Origin of the sequence: Dactylosporangium sp. NPDC049525 (assembly GCF_040676755.1) — a bacterium.
Classification (GTDB): Bacteria; Actinomycetota; Actinomycetes; order Mycobacteriales; family Micromonosporaceae; genus Dactylosporangium.
In genome coordinates, this window is sequence record NZ_JBFAPO010000028.1 from 59,059 (window position 1) to 82,720 (window position 23,662).

22 protein-coding genes are annotated in these 23,662 nt (G+C 71.2%); 8 read left to right on the forward strand and 14 right to left on the reverse strand.

Annotated features, from left to right (window positions below; translation table 11 throughout):
* Nucleotides 1-38: 38 nt before the first annotated feature.
* Nucleotides 39-1,001 carry a 2-dehydropantoate 2-reductase N-terminal domain-containing protein gene (locus AB0K00_RS32965; protein WP_363528378.1) on the reverse strand — a complete coding sequence of 321 codons (963 nt, stop codon included), beginning with the start codon at nucleotides 999-1,001 and terminating at the stop codon, nucleotides 39-41.
* Nucleotides 1,002-1,108: 107 nt separating this feature from the next.
* Between AB0K00_RS32965 and AB0K00_RS32970 the strand changes: the two genes are divergently transcribed.
* On the forward strand, nucleotides 1,109-2,809 hold the full coding sequence (locus AB0K00_RS32970) for a hypothetical protein (protein WP_363528381.1): 1,701 nt from the start codon (nucleotides 1,109-1,111) through the stop codon (nucleotides 2,807-2,809).
* Nucleotides 2,810-3,563: 754 nt separating this feature from the next.
* On the opposite strand, the gene AB0K00_RS32975 is transcribed toward AB0K00_RS32970, so the two are convergent.
* Entirely contained in the window at nucleotides 3,564-5,114 is a 1,551-nt protein-coding gene (locus tag AB0K00_RS32975; protein WP_363528384.1) for a DUF2142 domain-containing protein, read from the reverse strand.
* Nucleotides 5,115-5,201: 87 nt separating this feature from the next.
* Between AB0K00_RS32975 and AB0K00_RS32980 the strand changes: the two genes are divergently transcribed.
* Nucleotides 5,202-6,086, forward strand: coding sequence for a PAC2 family protein (locus AB0K00_RS32980; RefSeq protein WP_363528387.1), 885 nt, complete (start codon nucleotides 5,202-5,204; stop codon nucleotides 6,084-6,086).
* A 469-nt stretch (nucleotides 6,087-6,555) separates the two neighbouring features.
* Here the strand turns inward: AB0K00_RS32980 and AB0K00_RS32985 are convergent, their stop codons facing one another.
* Nucleotides 6,556-7,770 (reverse strand): pyridoxal phosphate-dependent aminotransferase, encoded by a 1,215-nt coding sequence (locus AB0K00_RS32985; RefSeq protein WP_363528390.1) that lies wholly within the window; start codon nucleotides 7,768-7,770, stop codon nucleotides 6,556-6,558.
* 118 nt (nucleotides 7,771-7,888) lie between these two features.
* Here AB0K00_RS32985 and AB0K00_RS32990 point away from each other — a divergent pair, with 118 nt between their 5' ends.
* On the forward strand, nucleotides 7,889-8,683 hold the full coding sequence (locus tag AB0K00_RS32990) for a GntR family transcriptional regulator (protein ID WP_203846685.1): 795 nt from the start codon (nucleotides 7,889-7,891) through the stop codon (nucleotides 8,681-8,683).
* 189 nt (nucleotides 8,684-8,872) lie between these two features.
* On the opposite strand, the gene AB0K00_RS32995 is transcribed toward AB0K00_RS32990, so the two are convergent.
* Complete coding sequence (locus AB0K00_RS32995) at nucleotides 8,873-9,376, reverse strand: hypothetical protein (protein ID WP_363528393.1); 504 nt, start codon at nucleotides 9,374-9,376, stop codon at nucleotides 8,873-8,875.
* A gap of 305 nt (nucleotides 9,377-9,681) precedes the next feature.
* Here AB0K00_RS32995 and AB0K00_RS33000 point away from each other — a divergent pair, with 305 nt between their 5' ends.
* From AB0K00_RS33000 to AB0K00_RS33015, 4 genes are all read left to right on the forward strand, one after another.
* Nucleotides 9,682-9,981, forward strand: a complete 300-nt coding sequence (locus tag AB0K00_RS33000) for a hypothetical protein (protein WP_363528396.1) — start codon at nucleotides 9,682-9,684, stop codon at nucleotides 9,979-9,981.
* 170 nt (nucleotides 9,982-10,151) lie between these two features.
* Complete coding sequence (locus AB0K00_RS33005; RefSeq protein WP_363528399.1) at nucleotides 10,152-10,742, forward strand: sigma-70 family RNA polymerase sigma factor; 591 nt, start codon at nucleotides 10,152-10,154, stop codon at nucleotides 10,740-10,742.
* Nucleotides 10,678-11,775 carry a hypothetical protein gene (locus AB0K00_RS33010; RefSeq protein ID WP_363528401.1) on the forward strand — a complete coding sequence of 366 codons (1,098 nt, stop codon included), beginning with the start codon at nucleotides 10,678-10,680 and terminating at the stop codon, nucleotides 11,773-11,775. The genes AB0K00_RS33005 and AB0K00_RS33010 overlap by 65 nt, the downstream gene beginning before the upstream one ends.
* 155 nt (nucleotides 11,776-11,930) lie before the next feature.
* On the forward strand, nucleotides 11,931-12,356 hold the full coding sequence (locus AB0K00_RS33015; protein ID WP_363528404.1) for a MarR family winged helix-turn-helix transcriptional regulator: 426 nt from the start codon (nucleotides 11,931-11,933) through the stop codon (nucleotides 12,354-12,356).
* An 8-nt stretch (nucleotides 12,357-12,364) separates the two neighbouring features.
* Here the strand turns inward: AB0K00_RS33015 and mctP are convergent, their stop codons facing one another.
* The 3 genes from mctP to AB0K00_RS33030 form a co-directional block, all read right to left on the reverse strand.
* Complete coding sequence (mctP, locus tag AB0K00_RS33020; protein ID WP_363528407.1) at nucleotides 12,365-14,026, reverse strand: monocarboxylate uptake permease MctP; 1,662 nt, start codon at nucleotides 14,024-14,026, stop codon at nucleotides 12,365-12,367.
* A gap of 6 nt (nucleotides 14,027-14,032) precedes the next feature.
* Nucleotides 14,033-14,254, reverse strand: a complete 222-nt coding sequence (locus tag AB0K00_RS33025; protein WP_033357190.1) for a DUF3311 domain-containing protein — start codon at nucleotides 14,252-14,254, stop codon at nucleotides 14,033-14,035.
* A gap of 140 nt (nucleotides 14,255-14,394) precedes the next feature.
* On the reverse strand, nucleotides 14,395-15,318 hold the full coding sequence (locus AB0K00_RS33030) for a pyridoxal-phosphate dependent enzyme (protein ID WP_363528410.1): 924 nt from the start codon (nucleotides 15,316-15,318) through the stop codon (nucleotides 14,395-14,397).
* 71 nt (nucleotides 15,319-15,389) lie between these two features.
* Here AB0K00_RS33030 and AB0K00_RS33035 point away from each other — a divergent pair, with 71 nt between their 5' ends.
* Nucleotides 15,390-16,256: a LysR family transcriptional regulator gene (locus AB0K00_RS33035; RefSeq protein ID WP_363528413.1), complete on the forward strand. Its 867-nt coding sequence runs from the start codon at nucleotides 15,390-15,392 to the stop codon at nucleotides 16,254-16,256.
* A gap of 12 nt (nucleotides 16,257-16,268) precedes the next feature.
* Here AB0K00_RS33035 and AB0K00_RS33040 read toward each other — a convergent pair whose 3' ends face one another.
* From AB0K00_RS33040 to AB0K00_RS33070, 7 genes are all read right to left on the reverse strand, one after another.
* Nucleotides 16,269-16,817, reverse strand: a complete 549-nt coding sequence (locus AB0K00_RS33040; RefSeq protein WP_363528416.1) for an isochorismatase family protein — start codon at nucleotides 16,815-16,817, stop codon at nucleotides 16,269-16,271.
* Between the two features lie 152 nt (nucleotides 16,818-16,969).
* Nucleotides 16,970-18,220, reverse strand: coding sequence for a cysteine--1-D-myo-inosityl 2-amino-2-deoxy-alpha-D-glucopyranoside ligase (mshC, locus tag AB0K00_RS33045; protein ID WP_363528418.1), 1,251 nt, complete (start codon nucleotides 18,218-18,220; stop codon nucleotides 16,970-16,972).
* 74 nt (nucleotides 18,221-18,294) lie between these two features.
* Nucleotides 18,295-19,098: an SCO1664 family protein gene (locus AB0K00_RS33050; protein ID WP_363528419.1), complete on the reverse strand. Its 804-nt coding sequence runs from the start codon at nucleotides 19,096-19,098 to the stop codon at nucleotides 18,295-18,297.
* A 5-nt stretch (nucleotides 19,099-19,103) separates the two neighbouring features.
* Complete coding sequence (locus AB0K00_RS33055; protein WP_363528421.1) at nucleotides 19,104-19,667, reverse strand: DUF3090 domain-containing protein; 564 nt, start codon at nucleotides 19,665-19,667, stop codon at nucleotides 19,104-19,106.
* Between the two features lie 120 nt (nucleotides 19,668-19,787).
* The gene (locus AB0K00_RS33060) at nucleotides 19,788-20,486 is read right to left on the reverse strand and encodes a histidine phosphatase family protein (protein WP_363528423.1); all 699 of its coding nucleotides are present in this window, start codon (nucleotides 20,484-20,486) and stop codon (nucleotides 19,788-19,790) included.
* A gap of 22 nt (nucleotides 20,487-20,508) precedes the next feature.
* Entirely contained in the window at nucleotides 20,509-22,350 is a 1,842-nt protein-coding gene (locus AB0K00_RS33065) for a hypothetical protein (protein WP_363528426.1), read from the reverse strand.
* A 266-nt stretch (nucleotides 22,351-22,616) separates the two neighbouring features.
* Nucleotides 22,617-23,660: an LLM class F420-dependent oxidoreductase gene (locus tag AB0K00_RS33070; protein ID WP_363528429.1), complete on the reverse strand. Its 1,044-nt coding sequence runs from the start codon at nucleotides 23,658-23,660 to the stop codon at nucleotides 22,617-22,619.
* Between the last annotated feature and the right edge of the window lie 2 nt (nucleotides 23,661-23,662).

Here is a 23,662-nt window from a genome sequence, read left to right on the forward strand (position 1 = left end):
GTCAGAAGCCACCTGACGGATCCTGCCCGCAGATCCCGTCACCGCCCGTCGATCGTGCTCAACGTCACCGCGTCGAGAAATGCCGCCGGGGTCATGCTGCCGGGCTGCTCGCCCCGCCGCGCGGCCCGCTGGACCAGCCGCCGGGCGGTCTCGTTCGCCGGGGTCGGCACCCCGTGCAGGCGGCCGAGCAGCACGATCTCGCCGTTGAGGTAATCGGCCTCGACGGTGCCGGTGCCGCGGGCGAGGCTCTGCCACGACGAGCCGCCGGCCCTCGCGGAGGCGTCGGGCCAGCGCATGATGTCGCCGCGGCGCTGCCGGTCCTCCTCCGCGGACGCCACGTCGATCCCCGCGGCGCGCAGCACGGCCTCGCCCTCGGCCTGGACGGGTCCGGCCGCCGCGTCGAGACCGTCGACCCGCCCGCACAGCGCCTCGACCGCGTTGCCGAGGTTCAGCAGGAGTTTGCGGTACTTCCAGCGCATGATGTCCGCACGTGGCTGGGACACGAACCCGGCGGACTCGAGGTCCGCGGCGAGCTGCTCGGCGGTCGTGTCGAGGCCGGACGGGTAGCGGCCGAGGTCCAGGATGCCGGGGACCGGGTCGCAGTGGGCGACGACGACACCCGGGGCAAGATGGCTGGCGGGCAGGATGACGTGGACGCCGTAGACGTCGGCGAAGTGGCGCAGGGCGGCGCGTTCGTTGGCAACACCGTTCTGCAGGCAGACGATCGGGCCGTCCCAGCCTTCGAGGGCGACGAGTGCCGCCTCGGTGTCCATGCCCTTCATGCCGAGGACGACGACGTCCTTGTGCGTGTCCGCAGGGTGTTCGTACGCGTCGAGCTTGACCACGGTGTCGCCGGACGGCTGGCGCAGCGTCAGGCCGTCGCGGCGGATCGCCTCCAGATGCGCACCGCGGGCGATGACCGCCACGTCGTGCCCGGCGACCGCGAGCCGCCCCGCGACCACTCCCCCGACGGCGCCCGCGCCGTAGATCACCCATCGCATCGACCCATCGTATTTCGCTACCTCTGGTGCGGTTCGCCGATACGGAAGGTGAGAAGCGGTGGAGGTGGCGCCATGACCCGCCGCGGTTCAGGTACATTCCCCGCACTATGCACTCCAGCGTCTTCCTCGTGCCGCTCCTGCTCGTGCAGGCGCTCTGGCTGCTCGCGCCGGGGCTCCTCGTCGGGCTGCTCCTCGCCGGCCGCGACCGCGTCCCCGCGTTCCTGGTGGTTCCCGTCGCCGGGCTGGTCGGGTGCGTGTCCGGCTATGTGGTGCTGTGGGCGTTCTTCGGCGCCCACTGGCTCGGCAACGTGGCCGTCGTCGTGTTCGCCGTCGCGGCGCTCGCCTCGGCCGCCTGGATCGCCGCGCGCCAGCACCTGCGCGCCGCCCTGCTCCGGCTCGACGTCGCCGCGCCGCTGGCGCTGATGCTGCTGCTGACGCTCGCCTACACCGCGATCACGTTCTCCTGCACCGTCGGCGCGGGCGCCGGGTCGGTCAACGCCTTCTGCCACCTCAACGGGTTCACCGGCGACAACATCCTGCCGCAGATCTTCGCCGACAACATCCACCACGGCGACCCCCGCACGATCACCTGGGACTGGCAGGGCAGCGACCGGCCGCCGCTGCAGTCCGGCGTGCAGCTGCTGCAGGCACCGCTGACCGAGTCGAGGTCGTGGCGGATCATGAGCTACGAGGTGCTCACCGTCCTGCTGCAGGCCATGTGGCTGCCGGCGCTGTGGGGGCTGCTGCGGGCGCTGAAGGTGTCCACGCGGGCGTTCGCGCTCGTCGCCGCCGTGTGCACCTGCACCGGCCTGTTCTTCTTCAACTCCGTCTTCACCTGGCCGAAGCTGCTGCCGGCGGCGCTGGTCGTGCTCACCTGCGGCGTCTGGTTCTTCGACCGCCGCGGCCCGTGGAGCTGGGTCATCGGCGGCCTCGCCGCGGGCGCCGCGATGGTCGCGCACGGCGGCGTCGTGTTCACCCTGGTGCCGATCGGCATCGCGCTGCTGCTGCCCAAGCACCGGCCGTCGTGGACGTCGCTCGTGGTCGCGGTCGCCGCCGCGCTGCTGATGTTCGCCCCGTGGCAGGCATACCAACGACTGTATGACCCGCCCGGCGACCGGCTGCTGAAGATGCACCTCGCCGGCATCCCGTTCCCCGACGAGCGGCCCCTCGGCGAGCTGCTGCGGACCCGTTACGGCGACGATGGTGTCAGCGGCACGATCGCCAACAAGACGGCCAACTTCACCACCGTCCTCGGCGTGCAGAACGTGCAGTACCACCTCATCGGCAAGGGCCGCACCGGCATCGTGCGCGACGAGGAGTTCCGCTACCTGATCCTGTGCTTCGGCGTGTTCAGCATCGCCTGGCTCGCCCTGCTCACCCGCCGCGGCCGCCAACGGGTCCGCGAGGCCGCCGACCCCGACCGGCTCCGCCTCGTCTTCGGCATCGCCGGGGCGTCCCTGCTGCTGTGGATCCTGCTCATGTACGGCCCCGCCACCACCCACCTGCACCAGGGTTCCTACGCGACGATGCTGCTGCTCTTCGCCGGCCTCGGCGTGCTGTTCAGCGTCCTGCCGAAGTGGGTCACCAGGATCGCGCTGGCGGTGCAGGCGGCGTACTGGGCGCTGATCTGGGTCGCCGCGGTGTGGAAGGGCCACAATCTGCACTGGGCGTATCTCGCGGTCAGCCTGGTGTCGTCGGCGGCGTTCGCGGGCGCGCTGTACTGGCTGCACCGCCGCGGCGACGCGCCGGTCCCTGCCGATCCGGCCGGCGATCCCGCTGTCACCCCGGAGCCCGCCGCCGCGAGGTGAACCACCGCCACCGCCGCCACCCCGCGCCGGAGCCAGCTCCGTCGGCGTCGGTATCGGCGTCGGCTTGGGTTCGGCGTCGGCTCGGTCGTCGGCGCCGGCTCCGTTGACGCCGGCTCCGTTGACGCGGGCACGGCGGCGGCTCGACCGGCATCGTCGGCTCCGTTGTCTCGGGCTCGGCGGGGTCGGCTCCGTTGACGCGGGCACGGCGGGGTCGGCTCCGTTGCCTCGGGCTCGGCGGCGTCGGCTCCATCAACAGCGCCGGCATCGACCCGGTCGGCGGGGTGTTGGGGGTCGGCCACGCTCACCACCTTGAACCCCGTCGCACCTTCACGCCCTGCCGCACGATCCCTCGCGACGCAGCGCGGTGGGCTGGACGACCTGCCGCACAATCCGCCACGTCCCTCGCGACCTCTCGCACGATCTGTGAAGGACCGGGTGGCGTCCTGACGACCAGTCGCCGGGCGACCATGGGACGACTTCGATCCTCGACCGCCAATCCGGGAACGGACCCGGGGATGGCATCCGTCAAGCACCCGCGCCCGACCGCCGAGACGACCGACGGCACCCGATGCTCGAAGAGCCACTTCGTGAGCTTCCCGCGACTGTGGAAACTCACTGAGCCTGGGCGCCCACCAAAGTTCCACCATCACGGCAACGAGGTGCGAACGCCGAGTCGATCGACCCGCCCATGAGGCTTTTGTGCGATTTGCGCCGCAAAAGCCGCGGCCGAGACGCTGTCAGAGACGAGATGCTGTCAGAGAGCGGCCGGCTCCGGGTCGGCCTCGGGCACCGCTGGCGGCGCCACTTCCGCCGACGCGGTGGCATCAGGGGCGGGCGACGGCGTACGCCACATCATCACCGCGGTCACGGCCAGCCCTGCGACCATGAGCAGCAGCGGCAGCACCGACCCGGTCGGCGGGTGCCAGTCACCGGCCAGGGGGTTGAACCAGCCGAGGCCCGCGTCCGGGGCCAGCCCGCGCTGCCAGCGGACCATCGCGAACACCAGCAGCGCGAAGTGCACCGGCAGCAGGAACAGCACGAACGTGCGGCCCAAGGACCGGACCTGCGCGGCGTCGAAGAGCTTGCGCTCCAGCACCCAGGCGGCCAGCAGTGGCATCCCGGCGAGCAGTGGCAGCATGTACCGGCCGCCGGTGATGAAGCCGGTCACGTTGGCCTGGCTGACCTGCAGCACGCCGGGCAGGAGCACGCCGCCGGTGAGGAAGACCAGGTACCGCCACTTGGTGACCCAGCCGCCGACCAGGCCGCCCAGGATGACGACGCCGCCGACGAGCATCGCCCAGATCAGGTAGAACGGGCTCCAGAGTTTCGTGTCGAACCAGCCGGCCACGCCGATCATGCCGATGAGCAGCTGGTACCAGCTGTCGATGTACTGCGTGATCGCCTCGCCGGTGGTGTAGTCCCACAGGCCGGGCGGTGGTGGGACCAGCTCGCCGGTGCGCATCACGACGATCCAGGTCGCGGACAGCAGCCCGGCCACGACGATGCCGGCGGTCCAGAGTTTGACCCGGGTGACCTGCCACCATTCCTTCAGCCAGGCCCAGCGCAGCGGCACGGCCAGGGCGAGCAGGCCGAACGCGAACCACGCCGGCCCGCCGGAGCGCAGCGTCAGCAGCAGCACCGAGGAGATTCCCAGCAGCGTGACCAGCGGCCGTTTCAACGGGTCGGGTGGCTCGAGGAACAGCGGGATGCCCGCGGCGAAGAACGCGATCCCGGCCGCGATCTCCAGGGCGTTCGGGTTCACCCCGCCGGCCAGGTGGGCGAGCATCGGGGTGGCGACGCACAGCAGGGCGGTGGCCGGCAGGCCGAAGCGGGACCAGCGGCGCAGCGCCAGGAACGCCGAGGCGAGCAGCGCGGCGCACATGGCGCCGTTGAGCAGGCGCGCAACGACCAGGCCGCCCCAGTTGGGCATCCACCGCAGCGGCGGGCCGACGACCAGGTAGAACAGCGGGTTGTACCGGCCGGCGCTGGTGCTCACCTCGGTCATCGGGCCGCCGCTGAGCCCCTTCTCGCAGGCCGCGGACTTCGTCGGGTCGAACCCCCAGCAGACCGCGTGCGCGTCGAGGCCGACGGGAACCCGCTGGTAGGCCCCCATGCCGGGGCGCCCGAACGCGTCCGGCACGGTGCGTGGCTCGGCGAAGATCTGCCCGGGTTCGAACGAGCCGACGCCGGCCGCGCGGATGCTGTGCTGCACCTCGTCGGCCGGTCCGTCGAACGGCGCAGCCACGCCCCACGCCGCGAAGACGAGGAAGAAGGCGAGGAAGGCGAGCAGCCAAGAACGACGCACCCCGGGATGGTACAAGGTGATCTTGGAAACTGACACCCCGGGCGCGGCCGGCAAGCCATCCGGCGGTCACCCACGTAGGCTGGGACCGTGACCGAGTTCGACGGCCTGCCCGTGCTGCGCTCCCCTGTCGCGATTGCCGCGTTCGAAGGGTGGAACGACGCTGCCGACGCGTCGACCGCCGTCGTCGAGCATCTCGAACAGGAGTGGGGCGCCGAGCCCATCGCCGCGCTCGACCCCGAAGACTTCTACGACTTCCAGGTCAACCGGCCGACGGTGATGATGTCCGAGGGCGAGACCCGCCGCATCGAGTGGCCCACCACCCGCTTCTCGGTGGCCACCCCGCCCGACGCGGAGCGCGACATCGTGCTCATCCGCGGCATCGAGCCGAGCATGCGCTGGCGCACGTTCTGCGAGCAGGTCCTCGAGGTCTGCCACAGCCTCGAGGTGAGCCGGATCGTGCTGCTGGGCGCACTGCTGGCGGACGTGCCGTACACCAGGCCGCTGCCGGTCAGCGGCTCCGCGCCGCGCGGCGCCACCGCCATCGACACCACCGAGCGCCTCGGCCTCACCCCGACCCGCTACGAGGGCCCGACCGGCATCGTCGGCATCCTGCACGACGCCTGCGTGCGCGCCGACCTCGACGCCGTCTCGTTCTGGGTGCACGTCCCGCACTACGCGAACAACCCGCCCTGCCCGAAGGCCACCCTCGCGCTGCTGCACCGCGTCGAGGAGGTCCTCGACCTGCCCGTCCCCACCGGCGACCTGGCCAAGGAGTCCTCGGAGTGGGAGGAGCGGCTCAAGCAGGCCGCCGAGCAGGACGCCGAGCTCGCCGAATACGTCCGTGAGCTGGAGGAACGCTCCGGCGACGCCGGCCTGCAGCCGCTGTCCGGCGACGAGATCGCGCAGGAGTTCGAGAAGTACCTGCGCCGCCGCGGTGGCCAGGCCGGCCCGTCCGCGACCGGCGCCTGGTAGCCACCCGACCCGCAGCCACCGCCGGACTGGTGGATCATCCGTATGGCTCCGGTCCGTCGTGGGCGCGCTTCGCCGCTCCCGTCAGCCACCGGTCGGCCGTGAACGGCCTCCCTGCCACCTCCGCGGACAGTTGCGGTGACACGACCTGCGGTCGTGAACAAGCCCGCGGCCTGGCGGCCGGCCCGCATCCGCGGCCCGTCCGCCCAGCCCACGACGCGACCTTCGGCCGCGGTGCGCTCCGCGCACCACTGCGCCGGTCTCAGGACGCCCTTGGGCTTCCCACTTCAGGCGGCGCTGGGTCGCGGCCGCAGGTCGCGGGCTTGTCGCCGGCCGCAGGTCGCGGCGGGGTGGCTGGCCGCGGACCTGGCAGGGCCAGGGCCAGCGATAGCTGGGCCCCGGCCCGGTGTCTGGCGGGAGCGACGGTCGTGCCCACGACGGACCCGAGTCACCCTTGTTCGTCAAACAGTGATCAGACCTGCCGGTAGGTGCTGAGGAACCGGCCGATGCGGCCGATCGCGTCCTCGAGGTCCGCCACGCGCGGGAGGGTCACGATGCGGAAATGGTCCGGATTGTGCCAGTTGAAGCCGGTCCCCTGCACGACCATCAGCTTCTCCTTGCGGAGCAGGTCGAGCGCGAACTGCAGGTCGTCCTTGATCGGGTGCACCTCGGGGTCGATGCGCGGGAACATGTACAGCGCGCCCATCGGCTTGGTGCACGACACGCCCGGGATGTCGTTGAGCATCTGCCAGGCCTTGTCGCGCTGGGCGAGCAGCCGGCCGCCGGGCAGGATCAGGTCGTTGATGCTCTGATACCCGCCGAGCGCGGTCTGCACGGCGTGCTGCGTCGGCACGTTGGGGCACAGCCGCATGTTGGCGAGGATGTCGAGGCCCTCGATGTAGCTGGTCGCGTGCTGCTTCGGCCCCGACAGCACGAGCCAGCCGGTGCGGAAGCCGGCCACCCGGTATGCCTTCGACAGGCCGTTGAACGTCAGCGTGAGCAGGTCCGGGGCAACGGCGGAGGTCGAGACGTGCTTGGTGTCGTCGTAGAGGATCTTGTCGTAGATCTCGTCGGAGAAGACCAGCAGGTTGTGGCGGCGGGCGACCTCGGTGATCCGCTCGAGCATCTCGCGCGAGTAGACGGCGCCGGTCGGGTTGTTCGGGTTGATGATGACGATCGCTTTGGTGCGCGGCGTGACCTTCGCGGCGATGTCGTCGACGTCGGGCATCCAGTCGTTCGTCTCGTCGCAGATGTAGTGCACGGCGCGACCGCCGCAGAGGCTGACGGAGGCGGTCCACAACGGGTAGTCGGGCGAGGGGATGAGCACCTCGTCGCCGTTGTCGAGCAGCGCCTGCAACGCCATGACGATGAGCTCGGAGACGCCGTTGCCGAGATACACGTCCTCGATGTCGACGCCGTAGACCTGCTTCTGCTGGTAGTACTGCACGACGGCGCGGCGGGCGGACAACAGGCCCTTGGAGTCGCCGTAGCCGTGCGCGGACGGCAGGTTCAGGATGACGTCCTGGAGGATCTCCTCCGGCGCCTCGAAGCCGAACGGCGCCGGGTTGCCGATGTTGAGCTTCAGGATGTGATGGCCTTCGGCCTCCATCTGCTTGGCGGCGGCCATGACCGGTCCGCGGATGTCGTAACAGACGTTTGCCAGCTTCGCGGACTGAGTCACCTGCATGCAGCCACAGTACGAGGCCCGCTCCCGTATCTCAGTAGCCAGTTCCCATCATGTGGCGCGCCCGTGTGTGGCGTGGGTCCGCTTGCGTCGAGCATCCTAGGAGGCTAGGCTTGGAGGTATGACCATCAACCCTGGAGCGGCGGAGTTCCCGCACCGGCAGATCGCCGCGCAGCTCCGGGCCCGCATCCACCGTGGCGACTGGGCACCCGGCGAGCGGCTGCCGTCGATCCCGTCGCTTGCCACGCAGTTCGGGGTCGCCAAGCAGACCGTCCAGCGGACCATCGACCAGCTGCGCATCGAAGGACTGCTGATCACCCGTCCGGGTTCGGGCACGTTCGTGCGCGGCACGAAGCGCCGGATGAACCGGCTGTCCCGCGGGCGCTATGGTGCCGAGCGCGGCTACCACGCCGAGCTCGCCGCGCGTTACCGCCAGCACCTGATGCAGGTCGGCGTCATGCCCTGCCCCGCCGACGTCGCCGAGGGCTTCGGCATCGACGTGGGCGTGCCGCTGCTGGTCCGCCGTCACCTCGTCCGCACCGGCGACGCCCCGGTCGAGGTCGGCGCCTCCTGGTTCCGCCCCGCGGATGTGCGCGGCACCTCGATCGAGCGCCCCGACGTGTTCGACCGCCCCCTCTATCAGGAGGTCGAGGCGGAGCTGGGCCGGCGGTATACGAGCGCCAAGGACCAGGTCAGCGCCCGCCTCCCGACCCGCGAGGAGGCCGAGCTGCTGCAGATCCGGCCCGACACCCCGGTGCTGGTGCTGCTGCACATCGCGTATGACGCCGAGCACCGGCCGATCGAGGTCGCCCAGGCCGCGTGGCCAGGGCCGATGACGTCACTGACTGAGGAGTACAAGATCCCGGCCGTCCGGCCCGGCCTGCCGACCGACGAGCCCGACCTCGCCCTCGGCTAGCCGCGCCCGCAGTTAGCCGTCCGCGGTTCGCGCCCTCGGTTACCAGCGCGGTTCGCGCGGGTGGCAGGACGAGCCTCAGCTGGCTGGCGGCTGTTCCGAATGGTCAGGCTCGCATTTGTCCGACGTGCCGGGTGGAGTTCAGGCTGCGGGTGTTGTCGCGATCGGTCGAGCGTGGGAAGCCGACCGCTGCTACGCGATGTCGCCTATCTCGATGCGCTCGCCAGTGTCCGACATCCGCACGTAGGCTCCGGCGTGTGACCCGAGATTCCGGAGGATCTCGGCGACGGTGGCCAGCGCCCACTCCCGCGGGACGGTGTCGTCGACCTCAACGTCAAGGTTGACGAAGTCCTCTCCGACGCCGGCTCCCACCACGTCGAATCCGTCCACCTCCTGGAGTTCGTCCTCGATGTCGTCTCGATCCACGTCGGGGGCCAATGAGGCAAGATAGATGTCGATGAACATTGGCTGTGCCGCAATCTGTTGCAGGGACATCGATTCCAGGGTTCGTTCGCAGTCGGCGGGGCTGTGACAGCCGAAGGCCGAATGGCGTCGGCGGTGGTTGTGGAAAGCGATCCAGTGGAACACGTCGCGGCGGGCGTCGGCTTCGGATGTGCAGCCGCGGCGATCGACGCCGAGTTCGCGTCGACGCAGGTGCCGCCCGGTGCTGCCGCGCCGGCCCATGACCCGTTCCACCCGTTGCGGTTGACCCCGACGCCCTGGGCGCGCAGTTCCGCGGTGACCCGCGGTGATCCATGGCTGCCCCGGAGTCAGCACTGAGCATCTCGGCCGGTCCGCACGCGGCTTGGCGAGTCGGGTCGGGCGTGAACGGCGCCGGGACCCGGCCGCGTGAATGGCGTCGTTGGACACCACCGCACGGGCCGTGTGCACGTTGCCGAAGTCAGTTCGGCTGGGGTAGGCGCAGGTGCTTCCGTGAGACTTCGGCCTGTGCCTGCAGCGTGCGGATCGCGGCGGCCGGGTCGGTTCGGAGTTGTTCGGCTGTGGCTGACACCCGGGCCGACGATGTACTGCTCCGGGACGGCAAGGAGCTGAACGTGCTGCCGCAGACTGAACTGGTCCGCCGATCGCGACGCCTGCATGACGACGCAGCAGAGGATCGAGTCGAGCGGCTCCTGGTGGAGCAGCGCATCGGCCGCTCCCCACGAGCCGGGCAGTTGCGGCACCAGGTACCGGACCGCGCACCGCCGCCAGAGATCCGTCTTCATGCCCGATCGTCCCCTCTGCCGGGCGGCCGGAAGACCGGAATGTTCTGGAACGCGGTCATGGCGGGGGCTGGGTGAAGGGCGGATGTGGCCGGCGTGATGACCGGGTTCGCCATTTGATCATGAGAGGGTGGCAGAGACGGTCGTCCGAGGGGCGGCGGATGTGGGTCCGGAAAAGAAATTCTCGTCAGGCGTGCAGCGTTCGGGTGGGCGGCGACCGTTCTATCCGTGGTGGAGGGAGCGGCCGGTTGAAAGCAGAGGATCCGGACGGGTTCCGGGAGTTCGTGGCGTCGCGGATGGCGGCGCTGCGGAACCTGGCATACGTCACATGCGGGGACTGGCACGCTGCGGAGGACGCGGTGGCCAACGCCCTGACGAAGCTGTATCCGCGCTGGTCACGGCTGGACCGGCCGGACCTGTACGCGCAGACCATGGTGGTGCGGGCGGCGATCGACGAGACGCGCCGGCCCTGGTGGCGGCGTGAACGGGCGGCCGGGGACACGGTGCCTGACGTCACGCAGGGCGATCACAGCGGTGCCACCGACGAACGACTGACCGTGCGGGTGGCGTTGCAGGCCGTTCCGGTGCGGCAGCGGGCGGTGCTGGTGCTGCGGTACTACCTCGGCATGACGGCCGAGGAGGCCGCGGAGGTGCTCGGTATCCGGGCCGCATCGGTCAGAAGCCAGACGACCAGAGGTCTGGCGAATCTCCGGGCGGCGCTCGCCGCCGGAGGCGTGGTCTTGGATGAACCGTCAGAACTCGGAGAGTGGACCCATGCGAATGCAGGACCTGGTGGAGCTGGCAACGTCAGAGCCACCGCCGCTGCGGTACGGCGCTGAGGAGATCCTCGCGTCGGGGCAGCGCGTGCAGCGCCGGCGCCGGCTCGGCTGGGCGGCGGCCGGCGCGAGTGCCGTGGCGGTGCTGGGGGTGGTGGCCGCCGCGGTAGCGGTGCCGGCGCTCAACGCCAAGCCGGGGCCGGCGCCGGGTGTCGAGGTGGCGCAGCAGCCCGTGTCGGCGACGGCGGAGCCGTTCACGTTCACGTTCGGCGGGTACCGGGTCGGGAAGCTGCGGGTGGAGAAGCCGATCGACGTGTCGACGGCGTACCAGCTCGCCTCGGTGTACGCCGACGGCCTGACCACCAACGACAAGCCCGTCGACCCGAACGAGCCAGCGGCGGGCGGGCCGAAACTGTACGCGTACCTGACCGTGTACCGGGCCGGCGCGTACGACCCGTCGAAGCTGGCCGGCGCGCAGCAGGTGACCGTCGGTGGGCGGCCGGGGCTCGAGGTCAACGACCAGGAACACGGCTGGGCGGCGCGGCGGACCTTGGCGTGGCAGTACGCCACGGATGCGTGGGCGGTGATTCGCGCCAGCTCCGACGACGCGGCGTTCCCGTCCGCGAAGGACCTGCGGGACCTGGCCGCCGGGCTGCCCGGCGTCACCCCGACGCCGGCGAAGGTGCCGGTCAAGCTGAGCTACGTGCCGGCCGGGTACCAGCTCGTCGAGGTCGCGATGCACGCCATGCCCGGCCTGAACGGCATCGCCGTCGCCCGGGAAGGGGACTACGCGGGGCTGCGGTACAGCAACCCGGCGCTGCCGACGACCGGGCTCACCGAGCCGTTCGGCGGCGAGGACGGCGACGACCCGCCCGGCAGCTTCCAGATCTTCGTGGTGCCGGCCGCGAACTCCAACCAGCAGGCGTCGCCCGGGCTGAGCTGCGGTGCCGGGTTCTGCAACCGGTGGGACAACGGCGTGAACCTCCAGGTCAGCAGCGGCGGGCGGCTGACGGACACGGAGATGAAGAAGGTCCTCGAGGGCATCACGCTCGGCAACGTCCAGGACGCCGGCACCTGGACCGCCGTCACTCCCTGACAAAGCCGCCACCCCCTGACAAGCGGCAGCGGTGCCCCGACGACGGCCATCCACCGGATCCGGTGGATGGCCGTCTGAGGACGAGCGGAAGAGCGGCGGAAAGCCGACGGTCGGATGAACATGCGTCATGACCTTCGTCGCTTATGGTCATGGCCGTGGAGGAGCGACTCGACGCGAGCACCGGCTATCTGCTCGCCCGGTTGGGGGCCGAGTCGCGGCGCCGATGGGCGCGGATGCTGGCCGAGCATCAGCTCACGCCGCACCACCTCGCGGTGCTGATGAGTCTCGGGCACGTGGGGCCGGCGCATCAGCAGCGGGTGAGTGAGCTGATCGGGGTCGACCCGCGCAACACGGTCGCGGTCGTGGGTCTGCTGCAGCGGCGCGGCCTGGTGGAGCGGGCCGTCGACCCGGCGGACCGGCGGCGGCACACGCTGACGTTGACGGCCGACGGCGCCGGCCTGCTCGCGAGGCTCCGCGAACAGGTCGACGCCGTGGAAGATCTGCTGCTCGGTGGGCTGCCGGGGCATGAGCGCGACCAGTTGCACGGCCTGCTGGCCAGGCTCGCGGACACGCTGCCCTGACGGCGGCGTCACGTGATCGGGTCGGGGGCGATCTCCTTGACGGGGGTACCGGCCGGGTGGGCGTTCTCGGCGCGCGGGTCGCCCTCGTCGGCGAAGTAGTCCGACGGGCTGGTGTCGTCGCCGCCGTCGGCGACTGACGTGGCCCGCAGGATCACGGTGAGCAGCGCGGCGACGGCGAGGTTGACGGCGACGGCGACGAAACCGACGTAGATCGTCTTCGTGGAGTCGAAGCCGAACTCCTTCAGCGGGAACGCGGCGCTGCCGAAGTGGGCGCGTTTCGTGGCGGCGTTGGGGATCTGGTAGAGCATCCACATGCCGAGGCCCATCCCGGCGATCCAGCCGCCGATCAGCGCCCCGCGGTGGAACCAGCGGGTGAACAGGCCGAGCGCGACCGCCGGCAGGGTCTGCAGGATGATGACGCCGCCGATGAGCTGCAGGTCGATGGAGAACTGCGGGTCGACGAAGACGATGAAGACCAGCGCGCCGACCTTGACCAGCAGCGACGTCACCTTCGACACCGTCGCCTCCTGCGAGGGGGTGGCGTCGCGGCGCAGGTATTCGCGGTACACGTTGCGGGTGAACAGGTTCGCCGCGGCGATCGACATGATCGCGGCGGGGACGAGGGCGCCGATGCCGATGGCGGCGTAGGCGACGCCGGCGAACCAGTCGGGGAAGAGCTTGTCGAACAGCAGCGGCACGACGGTGTTGTTGTCGTTGGTGCCGTTCGGGTTCGTCAACGGGGTGATGTTGGCGGCGATCGCGGCGTAGCCGAGCAGGGCGATGAGGCCGAGCAGCAGCGAGTACGCGGGCAGCGCCGACATGTTGCGCTTGATCACGTCGCGGTTCTTGCTGGCCAGGACGCCGGTGATGCTGTGCGGGTAGAGGAACAGCGCCAGCGCCGAGCCCAGCGCGAGGGTGATGTACTGGAGCTGGTTGTTGGCGTTGAGCAGGATGCCGTCGGTCGTCGCCGCGGACTTGTCGAACTTCGCGTCGGCGGCGTCGAAGATCGCGCCCCAGCCGCCGAGCTTGTAGGGCAGGTAGAACACGGCGACGAGGATGACGATGTAGATCAGGGTGTCCTTGACGAACGCGATGAGCGCCGGTGCCCGCAGCCCGCTGGAGTAGGTGTAGGCGGCGAGGATCGCGAACGCGATGATGATCGGCAGGTGCCTGGCGATGGCGCCGGAGCCGGTGACGCCCATCGTCTTGAGGACGGACTCGATGCCGACGAGCTGCAGCGCGATGTAGGGCATCGTCGCCACGATCCCGGTGATCGCGATGAGCAGCGCCAGGGTCGGGGACTGGAACCGGGCGCGCACGAAGTCGGCCGGTGTCACGAACCCGTGCCGGTGCGAGACCGACCACAGCCGCACCAGGACCAGGAACACCAGCGGGTAGATGATCACCGTGTAGGGCACGGCGAAGAACCCGGCGGCGCCGGCGGCGAACAGCAGGGCGGGCACCGCGACGAACGTGTACGCGGTGTACAGGTCGCCGCCGACGAGGAACCAGGTGATCCAGCCGCCGAAGCTGCGGCCGCCGAGGCCCCACTCGTCGAGGTGGTTGAGGTCGGTGGGGCGGCGCCAGCGGGCGGCGACGAAGCCGATCGCGCTGACACCGAGGAACAGGATGACGAAGATCGCGATCTCGAGCTGATGGTCACGCCACATCGCCGGTCACCGCCGCTTCGTCATCTGGTAGACCAGCGTCGTGGTGCCGACGCCGACGGCGATGATGGCCAGCTGCATCCAGTAGAACCGTGGGAACCCGAGCAGCCTGGGGCTGTCGGCGTTGTACCAGACGGTGACCAGCGGCAGCACGATCGGTATGAACAGCAGCCAGTTCCACGGGCTCTTGTCCGCGGCCCGGGGGGTGTCGGGCCTTTCGGGTCCGGTCACGGCAGACCTCCTTACGCCGGATGTGCGGGCCTGGCGGACGGCCCGGCAGATCGACGTAACCTGATCAAAGGCCCGGCCGCTGACCGGCGGGGGCACGGATCGGCGAACGGTCGGTTCCGCGCGCCGGACGGTGTCCCACGTCACACTCGGGAGGTGGCCAGCTCGGCTGCCGTGGCGTTGCCGCCGGTCAGGATGACGGCGACCGCCGACCCCATCAGGTCGGGCCGGGCGAGCACGGCGGCGAGGGCCGCGGCGCCGGCGCCCTCGGCCTGGGTGTGCGCGGTGCCGGCGAGGGCGCCGCGGGCCGCGTCGATGGCGTCGTCGTCGACGAGGACGAAGTCGGCGAGGCGCTCCCGCAGCAGCGACTGCGGCAGCTCGAACCCGCGGCCGGTGGCGAGGCCGTCGACGCGGGTGCGGTTGTCGCGGCGCACGCAGGCGCCGGCCCGCCACGAGTCGTGGGCGGCCGGCGCGGCGGTGGACTGCACGCCGATCACCCGGCAGCCGGGTGCGACGGCGGCGACGACGAGGCAGGCGGCGGCCGCGCCGGTGCCGCTGCCGACCGGCACCACGACCGTGTCCAGGTCCGGGTGCCGTTCGAACAGCTCCAGGTAGGCGGTGCCGACCCCGGCGATCACGGCGGGCTCGTCGCCGGGGCTGATCAGGCGTCCGCCGAGGGTCGCGGCAAAGGCCTCGGCCTCGGACATGTCCTTGCCGTGCAGTGTCACCGTCGCGCCGAGGGCCCGCACGGCGCGGACCTTGAACTCGGCGGCGCCGGCCGGCATCACGATGTGCGCGGGGACGCCGAAGGTGCGGGCGGCGTACGCGACGGACCGGGCGTGGTTGCCGGTCGAGTACGTGACGACGGGCTGCCCGGCGTCGAGCCCGGCGAGGAGGTTGAGCGCGCCGCGGACCTTGAACGCCCCGGTCGGCTGCGCGTTCTCGTGCTTCACCACGACGCTGCGGCCCGCGGCCTCGTCCAGCAGCGGATACGACCAGGAGGGCGTGGCCGGCAGGTGCCCGGCGAGCAGTCGGCGGGCACGCAGCACATCGTTGAGGGTGAGCATGCGTTCAGCCTGCTCCCCGTACCATATATAAATCCAATGCACAGTTTCTTGGAAATCCATAGGTGGGATCGATGCTTGACCTGACGCGCCTGCGGGTGCTGCTCGCGGTCGCCCGGCACGGGTCGGTCACCGCCGCCGCGGAAGCGCTGCACTACGCGCAGCCGTCGGTCAGCCACCACCTCGCCCGCCTCGAGGCGGAGACCGGCGCACGGCTGGTGCAGCGGGTCGGCCGCGGGGTCCGGCTCACGCCCGCCGGGCTGCTGCTCGCCGAGCGCGCGGAGGAGATCCTCGGGCGGCTCGACGCGGCCGAGGCGGAGCTCACGTCGCTGACCGGGCTCACCGCGGGGCGGGTGCGGCTCGCCGCGTTCCCGTCGGCGCTGGGATCGTTCGTACCCCTTGCCGCGGCCCGGTTCGCGGCCGCGCATCCGGGGGTCGCGCTGAGCCTGGTCGAGGCCGAGCCACCGGCGGCGCTGCGCCTGCTGAAGGCCGGTGAGGTCGACCTGGCAGTGATCTTCTCCTTCGAGGAACCGGCCGCCGAGGAGGGCGTGCGGCTGACGCCGCTGTTCGACGAGCCGCTGCACCTCGTCACCGCGCCCGAGGAGACCCGCGACCTGGCCGGCCTCGCCGAGGAGCGCTGGATCGCCGGCTGCGAGCGCTGCCGCACGAGCCTGGTCCGGCGGTGCGCGGCGGCGGGGTTCGTGCCGCAGATCGCGTTCACCACCGACGACTATGTCGCCGTGCAGGCCCTGGTCGCGGCCGGCCTCGGCGTCACGATCCTGCCCGACCTGGCGCTGCGGGCACACCGGGCGGCAGGTGTACGGACGGTGCCCCTTCCCGGGGGCGGCCGCCACATCAGCGCCGCGCTGTACGGCACCCCGCCGGACCCTCCGGGGCCTTCGGCGTTGCTCGACGCCCTGCAGGCCGCGCACACCCCGTGACCGGTGGCGCGGCTAGAAGGTGACGGCCTTCGTCTCGACCGTGCCGGCGGTGCGGCCGGGGGCCTTCTCCTGCGACCAGTACAGGTTGGTGTGCGCGATGACCTGGGCCGGGGGCGGCGCGCCCCACGCGGTCAGGTCCTCGGTCGTGTGGGCGTCGCTGACGAGGGTCGCGTCGTAGCCGCGGACGAGGGCGCCGTGCAGCGTCGCCCGGATGCACGCGTCGGTCTGCGCGCCGGTGACGACGAGCCGGCCGACGCCGAGGCCCGCCAGGACCGGCTCGAGGGTGGTGTCCTCGAAGGAGTCGCCGTAGCGCTTCTCGATCAGCGGCTCGGTCTCGCGCGGCGACAGCTCGGGCACGATCTGCCAGCTGTCGCCGCCGCGGACGAGCCCGTCGTCGGAATGCTGGACCCACACGACCGGGACGTGCTCGCCGCGGGCCTTCTCGACCAGGGCGGCGATGTTGGCGACGACCGTGTCGCGGTCGTGGGCGGCCTCGACGACGCCGGTCTGCACGTCGACGACGATGAGCGCGGTGTTGGGCCGGTGCTCGAGCGTGGTCATGGTCTCCCCTGGGGCTCGTGGACGTGAGCGTGGGCGGGCGGGCCTCCGCCGTGGCGGCCTGGAGCGTCCGACGACTCCGGCGCGGCGATCAGGCCGGCCCACCCACGCAATCCTTCCATGTCAGTCCCGCCATGCCAGCCCCGCAGGCGGTCCTACAGCTTGATGCCCAGCAGCGCGTCGACGGCGGTCCGCATCACGACGGGGGCGTCGCGGTCCTCACCGGCGTCGGCGAGGGTCGCGTCGACCCACGCGTCGACCGCGGCGAGGGCGCCCGGGGCGTCGAGGTCGTCGGCGAGCCGCTCGCGCAGCTGCTCGAGCAGCTCGATGCCGGACGGGCCGATGCCGGCCTTCGCCGCCTCCCGCCACCGCGACAGCCGCTGCTGGCCGGTCTTGAGGACGTCGTCGGTCCACTGGCGGTCGTTGCGGTAATGGTCGGCGAGCAGGGCGAGGCGCACCGCCATCGGGTCGACGCCGTCACCGCGCAGGCGGGAGACGAAGACGAGGTTGCCCTTGCTCTTGGACATCTTGTCGCCGTCGAGGCCGATCATGCCGGCGTGCACGTAGTGCGAGGCGAACGGTGCCTTGCCGCTGAGGGCCTCGGCGTGCGCGGCGGAACACTCGTGGTGCGGGAAGAGCAGGTCGTTGCCGCCGCCCTGCACGTCGATGGTGTCGCCGAGGAGGCTCTGGGCGATGACGGTGCACTCGATGTGCCAGCCGGGGCGGCCGGGGCCGAGGTCGCCGCCGTCCCAGGCGGGCTCGCCCTCGCGCAGGCCGCGCCACAGCAGTGGGTCGAGGGGGTCGCGCTTGCCGGGGCGCTGCGGGTCGCCGCCGCGCTCGGCGGCCAGGCGGAGCATCTCGGTGCGGGACAGGTTGGACTCGCCGCCGAAGCCGGGGGCCGTCGCGACGCTGAAGTAGACGTCGCCGGTGCCGTCCTCCAGGACGTAGGCGTGGCCGCTGGTGATCAGCGCGGACACCTGGCGGGCGATCTGCGGGATCGACTCGACGGCGCCGACGTAGCGCTTCGGCGGGATGATCCGCAGCGCCTCCATGTCCTCGCGGAACAGGGCGGTCTCGCGCATCGCGAGGACGACCCAGTCCTCGCCGTCGCGGGCGGCGCGCTCCAGCAGCGGGTCGTCGACGTCGGTGACGTTCTGCACGTAGTCGACGTCGTGGCCGGCGTCGCGCCAGACCCGGTTGGCCAGGTCGAAGGCGATCATGGTGGCGGCGTGGCCGAGGTGGGTGGCGTCATACGGGGTGATGCCGCAGACATACATGGTGGCGGGCCTGCCCACGAGGTCGACCGGCGCGATCTCGCGGCGCGCCGAGTCGAACAGGGCGAGCGTGGCCGCCCCGGCAGCGGTGCGGGGCAGTGTGGGCACCGCCGGTGCCGACCATGAATCCATCCGCCAAGACTATCTGCGGCGAGGTGCCGAAACACGGGGGAAACCGGTGTGACGAACCTAGCGTAGACAGAGTTTCACATTGGCGGCCACGGGATCGCGTGCCGGTCCTCGTCGGGTGCCGGATACCGCTTCGCCTGCAGCAGCTGGTTGATGCGCAACGCGACGGTGCCGACCTCGGCGGCGGTCAGGTGCTCCGACAGCGCCTCGGCGAGCCCCGCGGTGTACTGGGCGCGCAGCTTTTCAAGCACCTCGATGGCCTCGTCGGGCAGTGGGTCGCCGGCCCAGCCCCACAGGATGGTGCGCAGCTTGTCCTCGGCGTGGAAGCAGATGCCGTGGTCGACGCCGTGGACGCGGCCGTCGACGGTGTCGATGATGTGCCCGCCCTTGCGGTCGGCGTTGTTGGCGACGGCGTCGAACACCGCCATCCGGGCCAGCCGCGGGTCGTTGTCGTGGGCGAGGACGAACGGGCGGCCGCGCTCGTCGCGAGCGGTCAGGATCCGTTTCCAGGCACGGGGAACCTTGGCCGCGGGGATGAACCCGAGGATCGCGTCGTCACACTGCTCCTCGTCGTCGATCCACAGCTGGACCATGCCGGCGCCGAGGGGCCCGTCGCGCAGGACGGTCGGCGGGACCACGGACCAGCCGGTGGCCTCCGACAGCAGCCAGGCCGAATATTCCCGGCCGGCGAGGGTGCCGTCGGGGAAGTCCCACAGGGGGCGCTCGCCGCTGACGGGTTTGTACACGCACCGGGCGACAGTCGAGCCGTGGGTGATCACGGCGCGCAGCGTCGCGTTCGACGCGTCCATCAGCCGGCCCTCGAGCTCCATAGTGCCGTGGCGGAGCAGCTCCAGCGCCTCGTCCTGGGGCAGTGCCGGCACGGCGACTACCGGCGGTAGCCGTTGTGGCGCGGGCAGAGGTGCCCGCGGGCGTCGAGCGGCTGTCCGCACAGCGGGCACGGCGGCCGGCCGGACGCCACGACCCGCTTGGCCCGGTCGATGAACGCGCGGGTCGCCTGCGGTGTCAGCCGGACCCGCAGCCGGTCGCGGTCGGCGGTGCTGAGCTCGTCCTCATCCTCTTCTTCGACCTCCTCGACCTCCTCGTCACCGACGGCGATGGCCTCGATGACCACGGTCGCGGTGTCGACGTCGAAGGCCAGGCCGAGGGTGCCGACCCGGAACTCCTCGTCGAGGGGGGTGTCGAGTGGTTCGTTGTCGCTGGTGTCGAGGGCGGCGGTCTCGGGCAGGTCGACGCCGAAGCGGCGCTGCGCTTCCAGAAGGAGCTCCTCGAGCTTCTCCGCCAGGAGCGTCACCTGCACCTTCTCCAGGGCGACGCTGACCAGCCGCCCCCCACCGCGCGCCTGCAGGAAGAAGGTCCGCTCCCCCGGCGCACCCACGGTCCCCGCGACGAACCGCTCCGGCGGCTCGAACGCATAAACCTGGTGGCTCACTTCGTCACCTCCGCTGCGCTCCGGCGCCGCCGGTTTCCGGCTCCTCCGCGACGCTCCGGACCGCTCATGCTAGAAACTCTATCCGCACGCGCACGCAAGTGCTTACGGCAGGCGTCAAGATCACACAGAACCGCCCGAACCGCCCCCGACGGCGGCATCGGACGTCGGTTCGTCGTCGACCTTCGGCACGAACGGTGCCAGGTCGCCGCCGGTGTCGTTGAGCCGCAGCACGAACGAGCGCAGCGGCGTGTAGCGGATGACGGTGACCGATGCCGGCTCGACCGCGATGCGCTGGAACAGGTCGAGGTGCATGCCGAGGGCGTCGGCGACGATCGCCTTGATGATGTCGCCGTGGCTGCAGGCGAGCCAGACCGCCTCCGGCCCGTGCGACTCGGTGAGCTTGGCGTCCCACCCGCGGATCGCGGCGACCGACCGCGCCGACATCGCGGCCATCGACTCACCGTCGGCGCCCGGGAACACCACCCCCGACGGGTGCGCCTGGACCCTGAACCACAGCGGGTCCTTGGCCAGCTCCTGCAGGGGGCGGCCGGTCCAGTCACCGTACCGGCACTCGACGATGCCCTCGTCGACCGCGACGTCGGCGAAGTCCGGCAGGGCCAGCGACAGCGTCTCCCGGCAGCGCGGCAACGGGCTGGAGACCACCGCGGCGAGGGGGAGCTTCGCGTCCGCGAGCCGCTCCCCGACCGCGCGGGCCTGGGCCTGCCCGACCTCGTCGAGCCCGACCGGCTGGTGACCGGCGAGGATCCCGCTGGCGTTGGTGGTCGTGCGGCCATGCCGGAGTAGGAGAAGGGTCGTCACAGGGTCAAGCGTCTCAGAACGCCTACGAAAGGTTGCGTCGGGGCACTGTTCCAGCACGTGGAGGCGTTGCTCGCACGTGGTGGTGGAATCCTCGGTTCGCGTACCGGTCGCGGGTGCGGCGGTGTCGTAGGTTCGTGGTCGGCACCTGACCCCCGGTGGTGCTGGTGGTGCTGATGTTAAGGGTCTGGGGTGTCCGTCCCGCCGGACGCTGACCGACAGCCGATTGGGTTGCCGGGGCGGGAGTCTCACGTCGCAGGGGCATGAGAGGGAATTTGGTGCGTCCTGCCGGGCCATTCTGGTCGCGGCGGGTCTTGGGCAGCCGCCGCACCGGACCGTCGACGGTCTTCACGGTACGGATCTGGCCGGATTTGCGGTGCCGTCGGGTGTGGGCCTGGCTGAGGAGGCCGCGAGCGGCGATGCGTTCGGCGGCGGCGTGGTCGCGGTCGCTGGACAGCCCGCACGCGCAGACGGACCATTTGTGGCCTCGGCTGGTGGGCCGGTCGGGGGCTGTAACGTGCCGGAACCCGGCCCGTCGCCCGGGCGCTGCTATGGCGGCGGTAGCGGTGTGTCGGCCACAGCGGGGGCAGCCGGCGGAGGTGCCCCGGGCTGGGACGGTGATGACGGCGATGCCTTCGACAGCGGCGAGGTGGGTGAGCGCGTCGAAGACCTGGCCGCGGATGTGTCCGCCGAGCCGCCGGTGCAGCGCGCGGCTGAGGCCGCAAGTTTCCATGCTAGTGAGGTCTTCGATGTAGATCGCGGTGGCGTGTTCGGTGAGTGCGTGCTCGACGGTCCAGCGGGCGGCGGTCCAGGCAAGGGCTCCGCCCAGGTGCCGGATGCGCGCACACACCCGCTCGTGTTCGACGGCGAGGACGTCACGCTTGGCAGTCAGCGCCACATCAGAGCAGCTGCCAGCTCCGCTGTTTGGGTGGCCGTTGAGGAGCCGGTTGTAGTGGTCCAGGCGAGTCCGGATCTGCTCTCGCTGGGTGCGCAGCCGCAGCAGTTTCGCGGTGGCGCCGGCGGCGTTGAAGGTGAGGGGTCTGCCGGTGGTGGACACCCTGGCCCGGCCGCGCCGGTCTTCGCCGAGGCGGCCGGTGGTGGCTGTGAGCAGGGTGTTGTAACCCCAGTCCACGCCGACCGCCCGCCGATGCCCCGACGCTCTTACCAACGGTGCGTTCCGGGTGAACGGTAGGTCCACCCGGACCCGACCATCACGCACCCGCAGCGTCGGGGCGAGCAGCGCCGCCCGCGCGGGCACGCTGGCCGGGATTGCCGCGTCCAGGACCACCCATTCCCAGTCGCGGTACGACACCGGATGCTCCACCGCTGGCAGCAGGACCCGCAGCGTGAGCCGGGTCGGATCGGCAGGGTTACGGGCGTGGGTGACCTGCTGTCGGTCGGCGGCGGCGAGCAGAACCTGCCCCGACACGTGCGGGGGCGCCTCCGCCTCCGTGACTGATCGGGGAAGCTGGCCGTGCCCAGCAAGGAACCTTACCGCCTGGCGGGTGTGGCTTCGGACCTCGACCTTGCTGGCCCCGTCCGATGCGGCCGCCCACAAAGCCTGCCACTCCATGACGGTCCGCCGAGCCGGGTTCACCGGCCACGACTCGACCACGGCGCGCAGGATGCCGTCATGGTGCACGGCCCGGCGCAGCAACCGCGCCGCGTGCTCCTCCGCGATCCGCCGGACCCGATCCGAGACCACCAGCCCCCCGCCTGCGGCACTGGGTGGGGTGCTGGCCCAGCCGAGGCGGCGCATCGCCATCCACCCCTTGCCCGGCAACCTCCTGTCGTCCACGCCGACACCGGCCGCGAGTAGGGCCAGACCCTCTGGGGTCCAATGCTCCGCCAGTAGGCGCATGGTCATGTCCCGGACGATCGCCGACAACCAACCAACTCGCTGCGCCAACCCCACAGCGTTCAACTGCCGTCCGGACGCCTCCAGCACACCCCGGAACGCGGTGCACGACGCCGTCGCCGTCACTACCCACGCCGATGACCTCGAGGCCGCCACCGATGTCATCGCAACCCGCCCAAACGGCCTACGGCTCGATATGGCAGGAGGCCAACAAACATCCCCAAACTCTAATGCGCCGGGATCTTCTGTAAGCCCCTGCCCAACCGGCTAACTGTTCAACACCCTGCCATCTCCCACGCCCGCGCCAGCTGCTGCATGGTCTGGATGCCGTATTCGTGGTCGCCGAAGATCAGCGTGGCGAGCTCGGTGACGCCGGCCTCCTGGTAGGCCTGGAGCCGCTCGGCGATGCGTTCGACGGGTCCGAGCAGCGAGGTCCGGTCGATGAACTCGAACGGGATCGCGGCCGCCGCCTCGCGGTGCTTCTTCGCCAGGTACAGGTCCTGCACCTCGCGGGCGGCGTCGCCGTACCCCATCCGGGTGGCCAGTGCGTTGTAGAAGTTCTGCTCGCGGCTGCCCATGCCGCCGACGTACAGCGCCGCGTACTGCCGGACCAGCTCGGCGCACATCTGCGGGTCGTCGCCGATGACCACCGGCACCCCGGCGCACACCTCGAACCCCTCCATGGTCTTGCCGATCTTGGCGCGGCCGGCCTCGATCGGCTTCAGCGACTCGGTCGCGTACTCAGGGGAGAAGAAGATCGCGAGCCAGCCGTCGGCGATCTCACCGGCGAGCTCGAGGTTCTTCGGCCCGACCGCGGCGAGGTACACCGGGACGTGGTCGCGGGTCGGGTGCAGCGTCAGCTTCAGGGCCTTGCCGGGGCCGTCGGGCAGCGGCAGTTGGTAGTGCTGGCCGTCGTAGGCGACGGTCTTGCGGGTCAGCGCGAGGTTGACGATGTCGATGTACTCGCGGGTGCGCTGCAGCGGCTTGCCGAACCGGACACCGTGCCACCCTTCGGACACCTGGGGCCCCGACACGCCCAGGCCGAGCCGGAACCGGCCGCCGGACAGCTTGTCGATCGTGGCCGCGGTCATCGCCGCCATCGCCGGCGTGCGCGCCGGGATCTGGAACACCGCGGAGCCCAGCTCGATGCGCTCCGTCTGCCCCGCGAACCAGGCGAGCATCGACGGTGCGTCCGACCCGTACGCCTCCGCCACCCACACGCAGGAGAAACCGAGGCGGTCGGCTTCCTGGGCGAGAGCCAGGTGGCCGGCCGGTTCATTCCACGCGGCCAGATATCCGAGGTTCAACGCGAGTCGCACAA

What these genes read in the sequence shown, in the direction of transcription:
- AB0K00_RS32965 (WP_363528378.1), bottom strand. Translation starts at nt 1,001, where the DNA reads ATGCGATGGGTGATCTACGGCGCGGGCGCCGTCGGGGGAGTGGTCGCG.
- AB0K00_RS32970 (WP_363528381.1), top strand. Translation starts at nt 1,109, where the DNA reads ATGCACTCCAGCGTCTTCCTCGTGCCGCTCCTGCTCGTGCAGGCGCTC.
- AB0K00_RS32985 (WP_363528390.1), bottom strand. Translation starts at nt 7,770, where the DNA reads ATGCAGGTGACTCAGTCCGCGAAGCTGGCAAACGTCTGTTACGACATC.
- AB0K00_RS32990 (WP_203846685.1), top strand. Translation starts at nt 7,889, where the DNA reads ATGACCATCAACCCTGGAGCGGCGGAGTTCCCGCACCGGCAGATCGCC.
- AB0K00_RS33010 (WP_363528401.1), top strand. Translation starts at nt 10,678, where the DNA reads ATGCGAATGCAGGACCTGGTGGAGCTGGCAACGTCAGAGCCACCGCCG.
- mctP (WP_363528407.1), bottom strand. Translation starts at nt 14,026, where the DNA reads ATGTGGCGTGACCATCAGCTCGAGATCGCGATCTTCGTCATCCTGTTC.
- AB0K00_RS33030 (WP_363528410.1), bottom strand. Translation starts at nt 15,318, where the DNA reads ATGCTCACCCTCAACGATGTGCTGCGTGCCCGCCGACTGCTCGCCGGG.
- AB0K00_RS33035 (WP_363528413.1), top strand. Translation starts at nt 15,390, where the DNA reads ATGCTTGACCTGACGCGCCTGCGGGTGCTGCTCGCGGTCGCCCGGCAC.
- AB0K00_RS33040 (WP_363528416.1), bottom strand. Translation starts at nt 16,817, where the DNA reads ATGACCACGCTCGAGCACCGGCCCAACACCGCGCTCATCGTCGTCGAC.
- mshC (WP_363528418.1), bottom strand. Translation starts at nt 18,220, where the DNA reads ATGGATTCATGGTCGGCACCGGCGGTGCCCACACTGCCCCGCACCGCT.
- AB0K00_RS33065 (WP_363528426.1), bottom strand. Translation starts at nt 22,350, where the DNA reads ATGACCATGCGCCTACTGGCGGAGCATTGGACCCCAGAGGGTCTGGCC.